This is a genomic window from Moraxella nonliquefaciens (assembly GCF_001679005.1).
Classification (GTDB): Bacteria; Pseudomonadota; Gammaproteobacteria; order Pseudomonadales; family Moraxellaceae; genus Moraxella; species Moraxella nonliquefaciens.
Genome location: NZ_LXTW01000006.1, coordinates 99,656 through 116,831, shown reverse-complemented (window position 1 = coordinate 116,831; position 17,176 = coordinate 99,656). Strand labels below are relative to the sequence as shown.

14 protein-coding genes and 1 tRNA gene are annotated in these 17,176 nt (G+C 44.4%); 9 read left to right on the top strand and 6 right to left on the bottom strand.

All coding sequences use genetic code 11. From position 1 onward, the window contains the following. Positions 1 to 68: 68 nt before the first annotated feature. The 3 genes from A7456_RS03710 to A7456_RS03700 form a co-directional block, all read right to left on the bottom strand. Positions 69 to 1,223 carry a cytochrome P450 gene (locus A7456_RS03710; protein WP_067007691.1) on the bottom strand — a complete coding sequence of 385 codons (1,155 nt, stop codon included), beginning with the start codon at positions 1,221 to 1,223 and terminating at the stop codon, positions 69 to 71. Positions 1,224 to 1,405: 182 nt separating this feature from the next. Beyond that, positions 1,406 to 2,548, bottom strand: coding sequence for a 5-methyltetrahydropteroyltriglutamate--homocysteine S-methyltransferase (locus A7456_RS03705; protein WP_067007688.1), 1,143 nt, complete (start codon positions 2,546 to 2,548; stop codon positions 1,406 to 1,408). A 120-nt stretch (positions 2,549 to 2,668) separates the two neighbouring features. Continuing rightward, entirely contained in the window at positions 2,669 to 3,976 is a 1,308-nt protein-coding gene (locus A7456_RS03700; RefSeq protein WP_067007686.1) for an MFS transporter, read from the bottom strand. Positions 3,977 to 4,286: 310 nt separating this feature from the next. Here A7456_RS03700 and A7456_RS03690 point away from each other — a divergent pair, with 310 nt between their 5' ends. The 6 genes from A7456_RS03690 to A7456_RS03665 all read left to right on the top strand — a co-directional run bounded on the left by A7456_RS03690 (position 4,287) and on the right by A7456_RS03665 (position 11,314). Then, positions 4,287 to 5,519: a multidrug effflux MFS transporter gene (locus A7456_RS03690; RefSeq protein ID WP_067007680.1), complete on the top strand. Its 1,233-nt coding sequence runs from the start codon at positions 4,287 to 4,289 to the stop codon at positions 5,517 to 5,519. A gap of 66 nt (positions 5,520 to 5,585) precedes the next feature. Further along, positions 5,586 to 5,662 (top strand) — tRNA-Met (locus A7456_RS03685). 219 nt (positions 5,663 to 5,881) lie between these two features. Then, on the top strand, positions 5,882 to 6,379 hold the full coding sequence (gene rimP / locus A7456_RS03680; RefSeq protein WP_067007676.1) for a ribosome maturation factor RimP: 498 nt from the start codon (positions 5,882 to 5,884) through the stop codon (positions 6,377 to 6,379). A gap of 34 nt (positions 6,380 to 6,413) precedes the next feature. Further along, positions 6,414 to 7,895 (top strand): transcription termination factor NusA, encoded by a 1,482-nt coding sequence (gene nusA, locus A7456_RS03675; protein ID WP_066885509.1) that lies wholly within the window; start codon positions 6,414 to 6,416, stop codon positions 7,893 to 7,895. A 208-nt stretch (positions 7,896 to 8,103) separates the two neighbouring features. Continuing rightward, entirely contained in the window at positions 8,104 to 10,908 is a 2,805-nt protein-coding gene (gene infB, locus A7456_RS03670) for a translation initiation factor IF-2 (protein WP_067007673.1), read from the top strand. Positions 10,909 to 11,017: 109 nt separating this feature from the next. Further along, on the top strand, positions 11,018 to 11,314 hold the full coding sequence (locus tag A7456_RS03665; RefSeq protein WP_067007670.1) for a surface lipoprotein assembly modifier: 297 nt from the start codon (positions 11,018 to 11,020) through the stop codon (positions 11,312 to 11,314). Between the two features lie 14 nt (positions 11,315 to 11,328). Here A7456_RS03665 and A7456_RS03660 read toward each other — a convergent pair whose 3' ends face one another. The 3 genes from A7456_RS03660 to A7456_RS03650 form a co-directional block, all read right to left on the bottom strand. Beyond that, on the bottom strand, positions 11,329 to 13,038 hold the full coding sequence (locus A7456_RS03660; RefSeq protein ID WP_227713255.1) for a HAMP domain-containing sensor histidine kinase: 1,710 nt from the start codon (positions 13,036 to 13,038) through the stop codon (positions 11,329 to 11,331). A 96-nt stretch (positions 13,039 to 13,134) separates the two neighbouring features. Next, complete coding sequence (locus A7456_RS03655; protein WP_066885503.1) at positions 13,135 to 13,857, bottom strand: response regulator transcription factor; 723 nt, start codon at positions 13,855 to 13,857, stop codon at positions 13,135 to 13,137. Positions 13,858 to 14,101: 244 nt separating this feature from the next. Next, positions 14,102 to 15,373 carry an efflux RND transporter periplasmic adaptor subunit gene (locus A7456_RS03650; RefSeq protein ID WP_067007667.1) on the bottom strand — a complete coding sequence of 424 codons (1,272 nt, stop codon included), beginning with the start codon at positions 15,371 to 15,373 and terminating at the stop codon, positions 14,102 to 14,104. A 246-nt stretch (positions 15,374 to 15,619) separates the two neighbouring features. Between A7456_RS03650 and A7456_RS03645 the strand changes: the two genes are divergently transcribed. From A7456_RS03645 to A7456_RS03635, 3 genes are read left to right on the top strand one after another with little or no spacing between them, the layout of a single operon-like run. Next, positions 15,620 to 15,967 (top strand): response regulator, encoded by a 348-nt coding sequence (locus A7456_RS03645; protein ID WP_036388546.1) that lies wholly within the window; start codon positions 15,620 to 15,622, stop codon positions 15,965 to 15,967. Positions 15,968 to 16,021: 54 nt separating this feature from the next. Continuing rightward, a complete protein-coding gene (locus tag A7456_RS03640) occupies positions 16,022 to 16,396 on the top strand; it encodes a response regulator (protein WP_066885498.1) in 375 nt (124 codons plus the stop codon). A gap of 3 nt (positions 16,397 to 16,399) precedes the next feature. Further along, positions 16,400 to 16,930, top strand: coding sequence for a chemotaxis protein CheW (locus A7456_RS03635; RefSeq protein ID WP_066885495.1), 531 nt, complete (start codon positions 16,400 to 16,402; stop codon positions 16,928 to 16,930). Positions 16,931 to 17,176: the final 246 nt, after the last annotated feature.

Genomic DNA, 17,176 nt, shown 5'->3' with positions numbered 1-17,176 from the left:
CAGAGATGGTAGGGGGTTTGGGTTTTTGGGGGAGTTGGGTTTGGAGAAAAAGAAAAAAGGGAGTGAAGTTAATGAAGTATGACTTCTAAGCGACTAAAACCTGATGCAGGGTAGATGGCATGGTCAAAGTAGTCATCAGACGCAGGGCGAATCTTACTTACCTGCTCTGCCAAGCATTCTACCAACAGTCCCAGTTCAAGCTGTGCCAATGGCTTACCAGGGCAGACATGAATGCCATGTCCATAGACCAGATTGTTAGCTTGGCTTCGGTGCAGCTCAAAACTGTCCGCTTGATGAAAGGCTTCGGGGTCACGGTTGGCAGACTGCCAGTTAATCGTGATTTTGACATCTTTGGGAATGTCTATGCCATGTAGAGTGACAGGGCGGGTGGTGCGTCGTCTGTTGGTGATGAGCGGGTCGTGTAAACGCAGTATTTCTAAGACGGCATTATCAATGTCTTGGGGGTTGGCTTTTAGATGAATTAAGACATCAGGATAATGAATGAAAAACTCAAAAATAATCCCGACCGCTGACGACATGGTAGACAGCTCGCCCACTGTCCAGTTACGAATGAGTGAGACAAGCTCTTCATCGCTCATCACTCGCTTACCTTGTGGTAGCATGACCATGTCGTTCATCAGTTCAAAGGTCACATCATCAGGGCGTTTTGTCCGTTTGTCATCCAAAATCGCCTTGATATAACCGTCAAATTCTAAGGCGACACTGGCAATCTCATCCCGATTTTGGCTCAGTGTGGCTTTGCGGTTTTTCTCAATCCATGCGTTCAGCGGTGCTTCGGTCTCATCGCCCCAGCCCATAAAGGCATTTTGTAGCTTGACGGCATAAGTTTTGGCAAACTCTGCCATGATGTCAATGGGTTGACCCTTGGGAAGTTGGCTTACTAAGTTGTCAATCAGTTCTTTGGCGATGGGGCGAAATCTCGCCATGCGGTCAGCGGTAAAATATTTGTCATTAATCGCACGAAACGCTGTGTGAATGGGTGCGTCCATGCCGTTTGGCACAGCGATATGACGGTCTGATACGTGATTGGAAAATGTCGCAGGGTCGTTTAGAATGTGCATGACATCGGCATGAGAAAACACGCTATAACCAAGCTTATCATCATGGGCGACAGGACAGCGTGCTCGCATGTCGTCATAAGCACGACACTGATTTTTCTGAACTTGTTCATCATCAGATTGCCAGTTGATGGAAGTGGACATAAATTATCCTTGGGCGGTGAATGGTCTTGCCATTGTAATCAACGCATGATAATACTGCTATTAGCCCTTAGGGGTAGGGTGTGATGGTTTTGTTTTGCCAATAAACTTAACAAAAAGCGAAACCGCCAAATTAGTCAGTTTCGCTTTTTGTTTGTTATTTAAAACAATTATTTTTAGGGAAATTATTTACCCCAAACTTCATCAGCAATTTTTCTAATCATATCCACCTTCGCCCACTGAGCTTCTTCGGTTAGGATATTGCCCTCTTCTGTGGAGGCAAATCCGCACTGTGGCGATAGGCAAAGCTGGTTGATGTCCACGTACTGCGTGGCTTCTTTGATGCGAGCGATGATGTCATCTTTGTTTTCAAGGTCGCCTGTTTTTGAAGTTACCAAGCCTAGCACGACTTGTTGGTCTTTGATGTGGGCAAGTGGGGCAAAGTCGCCTGCTCGCTCGCTGTCATATTCCAAGAAAAAGCCGTCCACTCGGCAGGTGCCAAACAGCACTTCGGCAATCGGAGCATAACCGCCTTCGGAGAACCACGTTGAGCGGAAATTACCACGGCAGATGTGCATGGTAATTTGCATGTCGGCAGGTTTGGCATCCACAATTCGGTTTAGCATGGCAACATAATCCACCGCCAATTTGTCAAAATCAATACCACGCTCGGCAAACTCTGCCTTTTTATCCAACGCACAAAATTGCCCCCAGCTTGTGTCGTCCAGTTGCAAATTACGCAGACCCATGTCATAAAACTTGTGCATGGCTTTGACATAAGCGGCCACAATGTCATCGTACAGATGGTTTTCATCTTGATACAGTTCAATGGGCTTATAGTTGACATCACGCACGCACGCCACAAGATGTAGCATGGATGGAGAGGGTATGGTGAATTTGGTTGGGGCATCGCCAGCACAGTCTTTTAGGATTTGGTAGGCTTTGATAAAAGGGTGGTCGTCTGAAAAATCAATCTTATCCACGATTTTGACGCTATGGCTTTTTGGCTTGGCATCTTTAAACTGCACCGAAAAATTCTCGGTTTCTACCCACTGCACGCCGTCCAATTCCGCCATAAAGTCCAAATGCCACCACACACGGCTAAACTCACCGTCCGTTACAGCGTGCAAGCCATTTTCTTTTTGTTTGGTAACCAGTTTGCCAATTTCATCTTTTAGAATAACATCATACTCATCTTGACTTAGCCCGCCAGCATTTAGCTTGGTTTTGGCGGTCATCAGCTCATCGGTGCGTAAAAACGAGCCGACCACATCATTGCGATAAGGGGCGACATTGCGAGGTTTGGCGTTTGGAAAAAGTTGGCTCATGGCTTACTCTCTTTTGCTTGGTTAAAAAAGCTGTGGTTGAGTTAAAAAACTGTGGTTAAAAGTCATTAAAAAAGGTTAAATGCTTGTTTGGGTTGTGATTTATTTTTAAAATCCCAAAAATCAACGCTCATTCGGCTTTAAAAAATATAACGCCACCAGTACCAATAAAATAAAACCACTCGCCCCAAGATACAAATCATCTTTGCCAATACCCACATCCAACAGTTTCCCTGCCAGCATGGGCGAGACGATAGAACCAATACGCCCCACGCCGATTGCCGTGCCAACCCCTGTGCTTCTAAATTCTGGGGCATACAGCGTGGGATTTATGGTATAAAGTCCTGTGATACAGCCATTGACAAGGCTGCCGACCAAAATGGCAAAGATAAGGGCAAGAGTTAATGTTGGGCTAAACACAAAGCCGATAATGGCAAGGGACGACAGCACAACAAACGCCATGAGTGTGGATTTTGGGGTAAATTTACTCACCAAAAAACCAAAGATGAGCGAGCCTATCGTACCGCCAATGCTGATTGCCATGCCAACCTTTTGGCTTTGTTCTTTGGCAAGCCCTGATGATTCTAGCAGGGCAGGCGTCCACGAGCTGATAAAATAAAAGGACGACATCACGGCAATGAACGCTGCCCAAATGAGTAGAGTGGTCTTTAATTGACCTTTGGCAAACAATTGGCTGATGGGTGCTTTGGCTTTGGCAGATTGATTTTGGGTGGGCAGTTGCCAGTTGCCTTGTTTGCCGATTTTGTGGGCGATGTTGGTGAGTTTGGTTTGGGCGTTGGTAGGTTGTTTTTGGTTTAAAAAATCCACCGATTCAGGCAATAGGCTAACGAGTGCCACCAGTGCCAGCCCTGTCAATACCGCCCCTGTCATAAATACCGAACGAAAGCCAAATTCATCTTGGAGCATGACCGCTGACAGCCCGCCAAGCATCGCCCCAATACCAAAACCACAAGCATAAATGGCAATGGCAAGCCCACGCCATTTTTGGTTGGCGTATTCGCTCACGATGACGTTGGTACATGGCAAAATGCCGCCCACGCCAATTCCTGTTATCACGCGCCAAAAGCCAATGGATTGGGTTGTGTGCGAAAAATACGTCATAAACATGCCCAGTGCCGATAGGGCGGTTGCTATGATAAGTAGTGGACGTCTGCCAAATTTGTCCGCCAAGGGAGCCAGTCCCATAGAGCCGATTGCCATGCCAATAAAACCTGCACTCATGAGCGTACCGATTTGCACCCCTGTCAGCCCAAGCTCGGTTTGGATGCTTTTGGCGGTAAAGGCAATCGCCAGCACATCAAAGCCGTCTAACATATTTAAAAGAACGGCCAAGGCAACGATGAGCCACTGATAGGCACTCATGGGTGTGTGGCTGATGGCGTGGGCTAGGTTGGTTTGATGCGTCGTCATGGTGTGGTCATCTGGTGGGTGATTATTTAATGGTCATACTAACTAAATGTCATACCGAGCGTATTGCCCTAATAAAAATATAACAAAATGTCCATGATTAATCAATTTCAATATTTTCAATATAAGATGAGATTTTTTTAAGATTAAACAGTCAATGTCGGTATTGCAATTTTTTACCGTCAAATGGGGCAAATCATGGTAAAATAGTCGGATTTTCTCATTTATTTTTGTTTTAAAAAATTTGGCTGATTGACATAATAATAACCAATAACCATACCCATCAGTCAGCATTAAGATAAGCAATATTAATATGCCACATCATAGCTCCCAAGACCAGACGATATCTGACAAACCCTTTCCCACTCTGTGGGTGATGATGATGGGGGTGATGATTGCCATTGGTCCGCTTGCCATTGATATGTATTTACCTGCTTTTGTTAGCATGGCAGATGATTTTGGTGTGAGTGTCTCTCAGGTATCCAAGTCGGTGCCATTTTATTTTATTGGATTGGTATTGGGGCAGTTATTTTACGGGCCGTTCTCCGATCGTGTCGGGCGAGTATTGCCCATGTACATGGGTATGACGATATTTGTGATTGCATCTGTTATTTGTGCAACTGCCACAAGTGAGATGGTGCTATTTGCCGCCCGTACATTGCAGGCTTTGGGGGCATGTGTAACAGCCGTGGTAACCCGTGCTGCCATCCGAGATACTCTAAATCCCATACAAGGGGCAAAGGCATTTAGTCTTATGGTGCTTGTCATGGGGCTGGCTCCGATATTAGCACCGAGTTTGGGGGCACTGATTTTAAACTTTGCTGATTGGCATGCTCTGTTTTGGTTTTTGGCAGGTTATGGATTATTTAATATTGTCTTGACCAAACTGTTTTTAAAAGAAACGCTTGCCCCCAAAAATCGCAATACCAAACCCATCAGCCAAACCTTTGTGTCTTATCTGGATTTGGTCAAAGACAAGACATTTATCGTTCCTGCTGTTGCAGGGGGCGTACTACAAGGGGCATTCTTTATTTATCTGTCCATTTCAAGCGAGTTATTTATGGTGAATTTTGGCTTATCTGAGCAGCAGTTTGCCATCGCTTTTGGAGCTAATGCCTTTGGGTTTATTGCCCTAACACAGGTCAATCAGTTTTTGACCAGTCGTTTTCGTCTTGTGCAGTTGCTACGTTTTGGGGCTTTGATGCAGCTTGTCTCTGCCAGTTGTCTGTTGGTGTTGGCATTGATGGGGCTTGGCTATTTTCCACTTGTATTTGTGGCGATATTTTGTTGTATTTCAGGACTTGGCTTTACTCAGCCTAATGCTACCGCCATCGCTCTGGCATATCAAAAAAAGCGGGCAGGTATGGCATCTGCCATGCAAGGGGCATTGCAGTTTAGTGTGGGGATTTTTGGCGGATTGCTGTTAAGTTTGTTTGATGTCAACCCTGTGTTAAAGCTGGGTATTATCATCACGGCACTTGTGTCGTTTGGAACTTTTTTGGTCTATCAGCTTGACCCTAAGATGGATTTGTCTAAGATGAATTAATTTTAAAAAAGTTAAATTTTTTCTTGACAATGTCAAAAAGCGTGCTATAATGGCACTCTAAATTGATGCGGGGTGGAGCAGTCTGGTAGCTCGTCGGGCTCATAACCCGAAGGTCGTTGGTTCAAATCCAGCCCCCGCTACCACTTTTTAAATCCTTATTTCAAAAGTAAGGTATCTTTTCCATAAATTTACCATTAAAAATTAGAATTTGATTATTTGGTAATACGGTAAAGATGTCGGCGAGAAATGATTTTAGCCCACCAACGTGTTTTGTGGGTTTTTTTGTATTTGCAATTTGCCAAACCGCTTTTAACTCTTTTGATTTTTAATTTGTGCTTTAATATAGGATAAATCCAGCCAAAATGAAACCATCTAGCAAAATCGCTGAACTTACCCAAATGATAGCCCCTGCAGTGTCCGCTTGTGGTGTAGAGCTTTGGGGGATTGAGTTTATGCCCCAAGGGCGTAAATCGCTACTTCGTATCTATATCGAAGTAAATGCCGATGCCCGTGAGCGTGGCGAGCATATCACCATTGAGGACTGCTCAGCGGTCAATCACCAAGTCTCAGGCGTACTAGAAGTGCATGACCCCATTGCTGGTGAGTATGTGCTAGAAGTGTCAAGCCCTGGGTTTGACCGTCCGCTGTTTACCCCTGAGCAGGTGGCGATGTTTGTTAATGAGATGGTCAGCTTACGTCTGATTCATGCCATCGGACAAGGTGATGTCAAACGCCGTAAAGTCGTGGGTCATTTGATGAGTGTGAGTGATACGGGCATGCATGTGATGACCGAAGATAAACTAGAATTTGACATCGCTTTTGATAATGTAGATAAAGCCAATTTGATCTATCAAGATTGATGTTGTTATTAATCAATTAACCTAAGGATAAGCAATGAGCCGTGAAATTTTGACCGTTGTTGAGACTGTCAGTAATGAAAAAGGACTTGACCCTGATGATATTTTTCAGGCGATTGAGCAAGCACTTGTTTTTTCAACCAAGAAAAAGGTTTATACCGACCAACCTGAGGTGGCAGTACGTGTTGCTATTGACCGCAAAACAGGTGATTATGACACTTATCGCTACTGGACGGTTGTGGCAGATGAAGACCATGAGATGCCTGCTTGTCAAAAGGCGATCAGTGATTTGGATGAGGATGAATACCAAATTGGTGATATTATCGAAGAGCAGATTGAATCAATTGAATTTGGGCGTATTGCTGCAACACAAGCCAAGCAAGTCATCATCCAAAAAATCCGTGAAGCTGAACGTGCTTTGATTGCGGATGCTTTTGAGGCTCGTGTGGGTGAGCTGATTACAGGTGAGGTTAAAAAAGCAAGCCGTGATGGCTATGTCATTGATTTAGGTGATGGGGCAGAGGGTTATCTTGCCAAAGACCAAACCTTACCCCGTGAAATGCTACGACCTAAGAGTCGTGTAACTGCCCTGCTGACCAAAGTTAATCGTGATGGGCGTGGCAGTCAGCTTGTGCTGTCTCGCACGAGTAATGAGATGTTGATTGCACTGATGACCAAAGAGGTGCCTGAGATTAGCGAGGGTATCATTGAAATTCGTGATGTGGCACGTCTGCCGGGGTTGCGTGCCAAAATCTCGGTAAAGACAAGCGATAGCCGTATTGACCCTGTGGGAGCATGTATTGGCATGCGTGGCACTCGCATCCAAGCGGTACAACAAGAGTTAGATGGCGAACGTATTGATGTTGTGGTGTGGAGCGATGATCCTGCCCAGTATATCATCAGTTCATTGGAGCCTGCTGATGTATCTAGTATTGTGCTGGATGAAGATAATCAAACCGCTGATATCATCTTTGGGGCAAATGACCAATTAGCACGTGCCATCGGTTCACAAGGTCAAAACGTGCGTTTGGCATCTGATTTGACTGGTTATAAACTCAATATGATGTTAGAATCTGAGTATCTAGAACGCCAAAAAAGTGAATCTGAGGTGATTATCACGCTGTTTTATGAGCGTTTAGAGGTGGACAGAGATTTGGCAGAAGCGTTGGCGGAGATTGGTTTTACAACCATCGAAGAGGTGGCTTATGTGCCTGCTGAGACTTTTTATGACATTGATGGATTGGATGATGATACCATCGCTGCCATCCAAGAACGTGCCAAAGAAGTCATCATCAATGATGAGCTTATCAGACAGCAAAACATTAAAGAACCCAGTGGCGAGTTACTTGCCCTAGAAGAGATGACCCCTGCCATCGCTTATAAATTGGCAGAACGTGATATCATCACCCTTGATGATTTGGCCGAGCAAGCGGTGTTTGATATTGAAGATATTGAGGGTGTGGGCAGTGAGTTGGCGGGCAAGCTGATTATGGCAGCACGTCAGTCATGGTTTGAATAGCCGTGCGTGCATCATGGAGCGTACTGTCATGAGTGCGTAAGAGCATTGCCAAATTTGGTTGGTGAGAATTTGGCAATTGTAAAAATGGATGGTGAAGTTAAACGAAGAGTAAATACTTATCCTAACCATCCATTTTCACCAAATTCATTATTTAATGGTTTTATGATAAAATCATTCATCAAATAACCAAATAAATTTAGGTAAAACAATGGCAACAAAAACCGTAAAAGAATTGGCAAAAGATTCTAAGATTACCACTGATGTGCTGTTAAAACAGCTAAAAAATGCAGGTCTGCCCATCCGTGGCGAAGATGATGCCGTCTCAACCGATGAACAGGCGACGTTGGTGGCATTTTTAAAACAAAGTCATGGTCAAGCCCAAAAGACTCGCATTGGTATGACTCAAAAAACCACCACAACCAAAAAAATCACCACCACCACAGGCAAAGCTCAAAATATTAACGTTGTGCGTGCCAAAAAAAAGCAGTTTGACATCCAAAAGCCTGACCTGGTCGCTGATCAGGCCAAAGTTCAAGCAGAACATGAAGCCAAAAAAGCCAAGGCCATCGCTGCATTAGAAGCCAAACAAAACGAAGAGCGTGCCAAACAAGAGGCCACAAAGCGTCAAGAGGCAACACTTGCTGCCATGCGTGCCAATTCAGGCAATACAAATGACAGCGAACATAAACCCAGTGCGTCTGTGGTTGTCAAAAAGGTCAAAAAAGACAACGCAGACACAGACAGCATCGTTAGCTCCACTGTGGTCAAAAAAGGTTTGGCGGTCAAAAGTGGGGTAAAAACTGACAAAAAAGAAGGCAAATCAGACAAAGCCAAAAAGCAATCCGCCAAGCCCATCAAGAGCGAGACCGAAAAAGAACGCCAAGCTCGCCTTGCTCGTGAAATTGAAGAGCAAAAACTGCGTGAGATAGAAGCTGAAAATCGTCGCCGTGCTGCCATTGATGCCCAAAATCGCACCTTAGAACAGATGAAACAAATGGCAAATCGTTATAGTGAAAAAGACGATGTGCCAAGTGCTGTTGTGCGTAAAGATGAACCTTTGGCGGCAGGTTTGGTTGGGGCGGCACTAGAAGAGTCCTTTGAAAAAGAACGCCGTGAGATTAAGCGTGGTACAGGCACTGCAGCAAGCCGTGCCAAAGGTGGCAAGAAAAAAGGCAAAGAAGAGCTTGAAATCAGACCTAAATCACGTGGTTTAAAATCGTCGCAAGCGAGTAAACATAAGTTTGAAATGCCTTTGGAGAAAATCATTCATAATGTTGAGGTGGGTGAGCAGATTGTTGTGTCTGACCTTGCCCAAAAAATGGCGGTCAAAGTGCGTGAGGTTGTCAAATCACTCATGAAAATGGGTGAGATGGTACGTGAGAGTGATGTCATTGACCAGACTACTGCCGCTTTGGTTATTGAAGAGTTTGGACATAACTTCGTCGCCGTGTCTGACACTCAGCTAGAAGACGACTTACAAGAGGCTGCCATTGAGAAGCAGGGCAATGTCCAAATCCGCCCACCCGTGGTTACCATCATGGGGCATGTTGACCATGGTAAAACGTCTTTGCTTGACAAAATCCGTGAGACCAAAGTAGCAAGCGGTGAGGCTGGCGGTATTACTCAGCACATCGGAGCGTACCATGTTGAGACTGACCGTGGCGTGATTACTTTTTTAGATACCCCGGGTCATGCCGCTTTTACTGCCATGCGTTCACGTGGCGCTCAGGCGACGGATATCGTGGTTATCGTTGTGGCAGCAGATGATGGGGTCATGCCACAGACCGAAGAGGCGATAGATCATGCACGAGCTGCTGGCACGCCAATCATTATCGCCATGAACAAGATGGATAAAGATACCACTGACCCAGAGCGTGTACTCAATGAATTGTCCGTCAAAGAGGTGATTACCGACGCATGGGGTGGCGATACATCACTGGTCAAAGTCTCTGCAAAAACAGGCATGGGCATTGATGAGTTGCTAGATACCATTAGTATTCAAGCAGAGATTATGGAACTGACCGCCCCTGTGGATGGTGCTGCCCAAGGTGTGGTCATAGAATCTCGCTTAGACAAAGGGCGTGGTGCTGTGGCAAGCCTACTGGTCAAAAAAGGCACACTCAAACAAGGCGACCTTGTATTGGCAGGCGAGTTTTATGGTAAAGTACGTGCCATGACCGATGAAAATGGTGGGCGTATCAAGTCAGCAGGGCCATCCATTCCTGTAGAAATTTTGGGTTTGCCTGATGCACCGATGGCAGGTTCTGAGTTTTTGGTGGTCTCTGATGAGAAAAAAGCCCGTGAAGTGGCGGATTTTCGTATCGCTCGTGAGCGTGAGCGTTTGATTGAACGCCAAAACAAAATGCGTCTGGAAAATATGTTTGCCAACATGGGCAGTGAAGCAAAAACCCTAAATCTCATTCTAAAAACAGACGTACGTGGTTCACTAGAAGCCTTACTGGGTGCTTTGGATGACCTGTCAACAGATGAGGTCAAGGTGCGTGTGATTAGTTCAGGCGTGGGTGCTATTACTGAATCTGATGTCATCTTAGCAGAGTCCAGTGAGGCGGTATTGCTTGGCTTTAACGTGCGTGCTGATACAGCAGGTAAGCGTAAAGCAGATGAGGCAGGACTTGACATTCGTTATTATAGTGTGATTTATGGCTTGATTGATGATGTCAAAGCAGCGATGAGTGGCATGCTTGCCCCTGAGCATCGTGAAAAAATCTTGGGTGTTGCCGAGGTGCGTGATGTGTTCCGTTCTAGCAAGTTTGGGGCAGCAGCAGGCTGTATGGTACAAGAAGGCACGATTTATCGCAACAAGCCCATCCGTGTTTTGCGTGATGACAAAGTTATCTTTACAGGACAGCTACAATCATTGCGTCGTTATAAAGACGATGTTAATGAAGTCAAAGCAGGTATGGAATGCGGTCTGGCGGTCAAAGGCTATGATGTGGCCGTGGGTGATAAGATTGAAGTCTTTGAGATTCATGAAGTGGCACGCACATTATGAGTAATGATAAAACCGCTTGCCTTAGGGTGAGCGGTTTTTTATCATAAAAATCGCCATGCCACATTCTTTGGGTTAAATCATCAAATAGAAAATACTGAAAATCATCAATATGATAACCAAAAATCAGGTGCAATGGCGGATAGCAATATCTGTTGATGATAGTATCGGCTTGCAAGCTCGTTATTTAACAACCAAAAAAGAGTTTGACACTAACCATGAGCTTGTCTCTATACCGAGATTGGATAAAGAAAAGATCTATCATGTGTCATTATTTAATCCAAGATGGCAATACAAAGGCATGAGACCTACGCTAAATTGGCTCTATAAGGATGTAACGAGTAATATTCCCCAGTTATATCAATATCAAAATCAGAGAGTGTATTTGTCGCTTTATCGTGAATTTTAAAATTTTTTCAAGTTTTAATTGTCTTGATTTATCGGCAACACCACCAAAAAGCGAGTTTTGCCCTGCCATGTGTCGGTGCTAATATGTCCGCCATGGGCTTCGGCGATTTGGGCGACCAGCGACAGCCCAAGCCCCGAGCCTTTTTTCTCCTGTTTTAGTCGCACAAAGGGGCTGAAAATATCTTCACGCTTATCCACAGGAATGCCAGCCCCTTGGTCGATGACCGCCATGATGGCATAGAGATTTTTTTTGCCATGCTCCTTATCTTTGTTGCGAGAGAGTAGTTTAAAAAATGCACGGGTGTGCTTCTCTAATGGCGTATCTTGAATGGACTGCTCTGAGATTTTATTGTTTTCGTTGATACTGATGGATTTGCTTGCCTCTTGGTCGTTTTGTCCCTCATTATCTATATTAAGATGGCTTGCCAGTTCCTTATCTTCTATGTTGCACGTGGTTGTGATGTCATAGGTGGTAGGCGTGTTCATGTATTCATCATCTTTGCTAAGCTCAATGAGTGCTTTGGGGATAACGCCCGCCTCTGTCAGACTTGGTGAGCCATAGACATAAATCTCTACTGGGGGCGTGCCGTGGATGAGAGCATTATTGATGAGATTGCGTACCAAATGCGTCAGTAGTTTGGGCTGAGCCATCATTGTTATGGGTTCGGCAAAGAGTGTCGCTTCGGTGTAGTGTTGGCATTCGCTTTTGATAAGCTCTACCAAATCTACGCTCTCATTGGCTTGTAGGGCATGACCTGCGTCCAGACGGCTCACCAATAAAATGCTCTCAACCAAGTCATTGAGTCCTGTTAGGTCACGGTTGATGGCACAGGCACGTTTGTCAAATTTGGCTTTATCAGCAGGGTCGAGCTTTTGGGTGAGCATGTCCATCATCTCAATCTGTAAGCGAATGCGAGTGATTGGTGTTCTAAATTCATGGCTGGCATGGGCAAGCAGTAAGCTGTTGGCATTGATGAGTCTTTCTATCTTCTCAGCAGACTGGTTAAAGCCATAGGCAAGCATGGCAATTTCATCATTGCCTGTTTGATCAACACGTACGCTAAAATCACCATCGCCCATTTTTGCCATTTTGCGACTCATCTGGTCTAGTCGCCATGTCATGTTGCGAGTGATGCCCCACAGCACTGCTGTCATGATGAGAATGAGTAGCAGTGTGCCAGTAAAGAAATTAACCACACCCAAAAATGGACGCTCTTTGGGTGGTTTTCGGCTCTCATACCACACCCAGTAGCCTGAACTGGTCTTTAAGATGACATGATGCGGGTCATTGCCCGATAGCGTTGGCAGGGTTTGAGCAAGCCATGATGGGGTGGGGGGCAGGTGTTCGGGTAATTCGCTGTTTTCGGTTTTTAAGATGAGATTGCGGTTTTTGTCGTATAAGCCGATTTTGGCTTCTAGGCTCTCATCAAAGATATCAAAGCTCTTTTTGACCACAGCAAGAATAAATCGGGCTTGTAAACGATCGTTACCCAACATGGCATCATCCACTTCTATCAAAAATGGGTCAATCTGTCCGATAATTTGTCCTGCGATAACCTTAGATTTCATGCTGTCGGAGTTGTTATGAACGAGCTGAGCGAGCAAAATCATGGCAATGGCAAAAGCAATGATTGCCAAAAATACACTGATAAATAGCCTTGCAAACAGTGAACGAAAGCCAAGACGGAGGCGGATTGGTGGGGGGGTTGGTGTGGGCATTGACATGTTAAATACATCAAAAGGCGTAAAAGGATTACGCCTTATCTATATGTAAAAAATACAAAAATCCAATGACAAAGCAAAAGCATTGGATTTTGAGAATCATACTTGATCGGTTGCAAACTGATATCCCACACCACGCACGGTAATGATGCGTTTGGGCTGACGAGGATTATCTTCAATCAATGCTCTAAGGCGTGAGATATGCACGTCAATGGCACGGTCAATATTCTCTGAACTGTCGTCATTGGGCATGGCTTGCCAAAGTTGTTCACGGTTTAGCACTTTTCCTGCATGAGTGGCAAAGTAGTGGAGTAACTGAAATTGGTGCGTGGTCAGACGGACAATGTTATCATCAATGGTTACCTCATGGCTGTCAGGAAACACCGTCAAACGCCCAAAGCTAAGACTGCCTGAGTCAGTATCGGCTTGATTGGGGGTCTCATGACGACGTAACACCGCACGAATACGCGCGAGCAGTTCACGAGGTTCAAAGGGTTTGGAAATATAGTCATCCGCTCCCATCTCCAAACCTAAGACACGATCGGTGGTATCACCCTTGGCGGTGAGCATGATGATGGGTACTTTATTAATCATTACATTTTTAGATGCCCGCACTTTTTGGCATACTTGCATGCCATCCATGTCGGGGAGCATCAGGTCAAGCACGATGAGATTGATATCACGCTCTTTGGCTTCTAATAGGTCAAGTCCTTCTTGGGCGGTTAGGGTGTGATGAACCTCATAGTAATTCATGGACAGATAGTCGCTGATAAGCTCTGCCAAATCTGGGTCGTCTTCGATGAGTAGGATTTGTTTGGTCATGGTTGTCCTTATGTCAGATGATGCGTTAAGTAAAATTGTATGTTAAATTACTAAATTACAAATTGCCTTTTGTTATAAAATACCCAAAACAATGGGCAATAACATTACCAACATATCTTGCCAATATTTGGCTGTTTTGGCAAGGGATAAATTGTTATTTAATTAAAATGACTGCGTGTATTTTAGCCAATTTTGCCTACTTTTATATGCTCTTTGTAACTATTGTTACAGATGGTGGGGTGGTTTATTTTAGGTGTACTCGTCCGCCATGAGCTTGTTTGGGCAGGTCGGCAAGTACAATTAGCCCATCCAAACCAATGCCTGAGATGAGATATTGGTCGCTTTCAGGCTGGTATTGGATGATGAATATCTTAGATAAAGCCAAGCGTTCATCTTGACCCACTGTCCACAGCCATGCAGGTTGGGGCGTGGCAGGTTTGTATGGTGGTTTGGTGAGCTCTGATAAATCCATGGGGTCTAGTGTGTCATTAAAAATGGCAAAAGATGGTACCAAAACCCCCACCTCAATTTGACCATAATTGACATAACCACCCACTCGCTCACCAAGGCTTAGTTTGGCTTTTTTGGCTTGTTCAGGTGTGATGGCAACATGAATGTCCATCATGCCATGCACTTTGGCATTTGGGATGATGTTTTTAATCTGACCGCCAAAACTTCGTCCATCCTCGGTATCAAAGGTAACCCCATCACCTACCGCCAGATGGCTTGCGAACTCAGCAGGTAAGGGGCTGATGAATTTGACAAAACGCTCATCAAAGACCACAAGCACGGGCGTATCCTTAGGATAGATGATGTCTTTGTCTGTGGTGAAGATGGCCTCTATCTTACCTGTCATGGGGCTTTTGATGTCAAAAAGAGATTTGGTAATGATGGGTTCAGGTGGCGTTTGTACTTCATCATCTGTATCATCTGTTTGCTCTTGTGAATTTATTTTGCTCGGGTGTTTTGTGTTTTTTGGCGTCTGTATTTTTTGTTTGGCATTTGTGGTATCGATATTGTCAGTGGATAAATCCACATCATTGCTACTATCGGCTTTGGGGTTGTCATCGGTAGGGCTGGCATGAGTGATGGTCTCTTCATAAAATTTGCCTACCACATCGTCTGTATCAACTGTATCGCCTACCTTGATGAACATTTTATCAAGTCTGCCTTCTTTGGGTAGGGTGATGGTTATTTGTTCGTGGGCAATGATGACCCCCTCTAAGCGAAAAGCAGGTTGATAACGCTCCGATTTGATGGGCATGACATGAGCCTTGGCAAGGGTGATATCATTGCCATTGATGATGATTTTGGCGTTATCAGCATCGTTTGGTGGGTGTACGGCACTGTTGCCATGTACCAGCCCATCTCGTTTGTCTTTATCATCAAAAGTGGATAAGTCGGTCAATTTGGCATCAGGCACAGGATTGCAGGCACTCATTAAAACAACGACTGTCATGGTGCCAAACAGCGACCGAAAAAACAACCAAACAGACAAAGGGGCAGATACATTCATAAAAAGTAAAATCGGTAAAATGAGTTAAAAAAACCATGCCATCGTATCACATTTTTAATCCATAAATCTTATGTTTTGTCAAAAAAGAGTGGAAAATTTGCCTTATTTATGTTAAAAAGTAGAGTAGGTTTTTACTGACTAAAATATTTGTCAAAATCTAACCAATTTTTTTATATAACCTATTTTTATCATCCATCTTTCAAATAAAAGGATCATCCCGTGAGTGAATTTTCTGGTCTTAAAGTCATGATTATTGACGACTCAAAAACCATTCGCCGTACCGCCGAGGCTCTACTCCAAAAAGAAGGCTGTGAAGTGATTACCGCAGTTGACGGTTTTGATGCTTTATCAAAAATCGTTGAGACCAATCCTGACATCATCTTTGTGGATATTATGATGCCACGTTTGGATGGTTATCAGACGTGTTCTATGATTAAAAATCATCCAGAGTATGCTCAAAAACCTGTCATCATGCTGTCATCCAAAGATGGTCTGTTTGACAAAGCCCGTGGGCGTATTGTGGGTTCAAACGAGTATTTGACCAAACCATTTAGTAAAGAAGACCTATTTGCAACCATCAGCCGTTTTCGCTAATTTAATCAGGCTATTGACACCTAGCGAGACTTTTTTACTTAATTGGAGACAGACATGGCAAAAATATTAGTAGTGGACGATTCACCAACGGAAATGTTGCGATTTCGTGAGATTTTGGTCAAGCATGGCTTTGAGATGGTTGAGGCGGACAATGGTGAAGATGGCTGTGCCAAAGCCATTGAGGTGATGCCAGATGTGGTGATTATGGACATTGTCATGCCTGAGATGAACGGTTTTCAAGCCACTCGCAAAATCACTCGTGAACCTAAAACTGCCCATATTCCTGTGGTCATCGTTAGTACCAAAAATCAAGAGACAGACCGTGTATGGGGCAAGCGTCAAGGTGCAAAAGAATACTTGACCAAACCCATCAATGAAGAGGAGCTTATCAAAGTCATTCGCTCTGTTATGAGCGTATCTGCGGGGTAAATCATGGCATCTCTTGGTTTTATTGAACTTTTACGTCTGGCCGACCTTGCCAAATCTCGGGCAACAGGGCGACATGATGCAGACTATACGCAGTGGATTGGCATTGCCTTTGAGGTGGGTGGACAAGAATTTGTCGCTCCGATGGGTGAGGTGTCTGAGATTTTGGCGCTGCCTGAGCTGACCCCCATTCCACGAACTAAGCCATGGCTGCTTGGCGTGGCGAATGTGCGAGGCAGGTTGCTACCACTGGCGGATTTGGCAAAATTTTTAAATATTGACAGCCGTGAACGCCTTAAAGATAAAAAGGTGATGGTCATTGACCAAGATGGTTTTTTTTCAGGCATTTTGGTGGATCAAGTGACGGGCATGGTACAGTTTTCAGGCAGTGAATACCAAGATGTGCCCCTGCCAGAAGATTCGCCTTTTGCTCCATACAATCACGGTAGATTTGTCAAAGATGATAAGGCATGGCATGTGGTCATGCCGTCTTTGTTGTTCCATGATGCAGAGTATCTAAATGCAGCATTGGGCTGATGGTGTGTTATTGGTTTTGTCAAATCAGTGCTTGATGTATCAAAATCAAGACGTGTCAATTTTTTGCCAATGATAAAATGATAAAATTAAATGTCATTTGTCTTATTTTTGTCTTATTTTATGTTAGTAGGGTAAATGCACCCAATATATTCACCCAATATATTTTAGCAAATTGTTTTAGCAAATAAATATAGAATCAATCAAACATTTCATCAATAAGTGGTGGGATTGATGAGTTGTATCAGT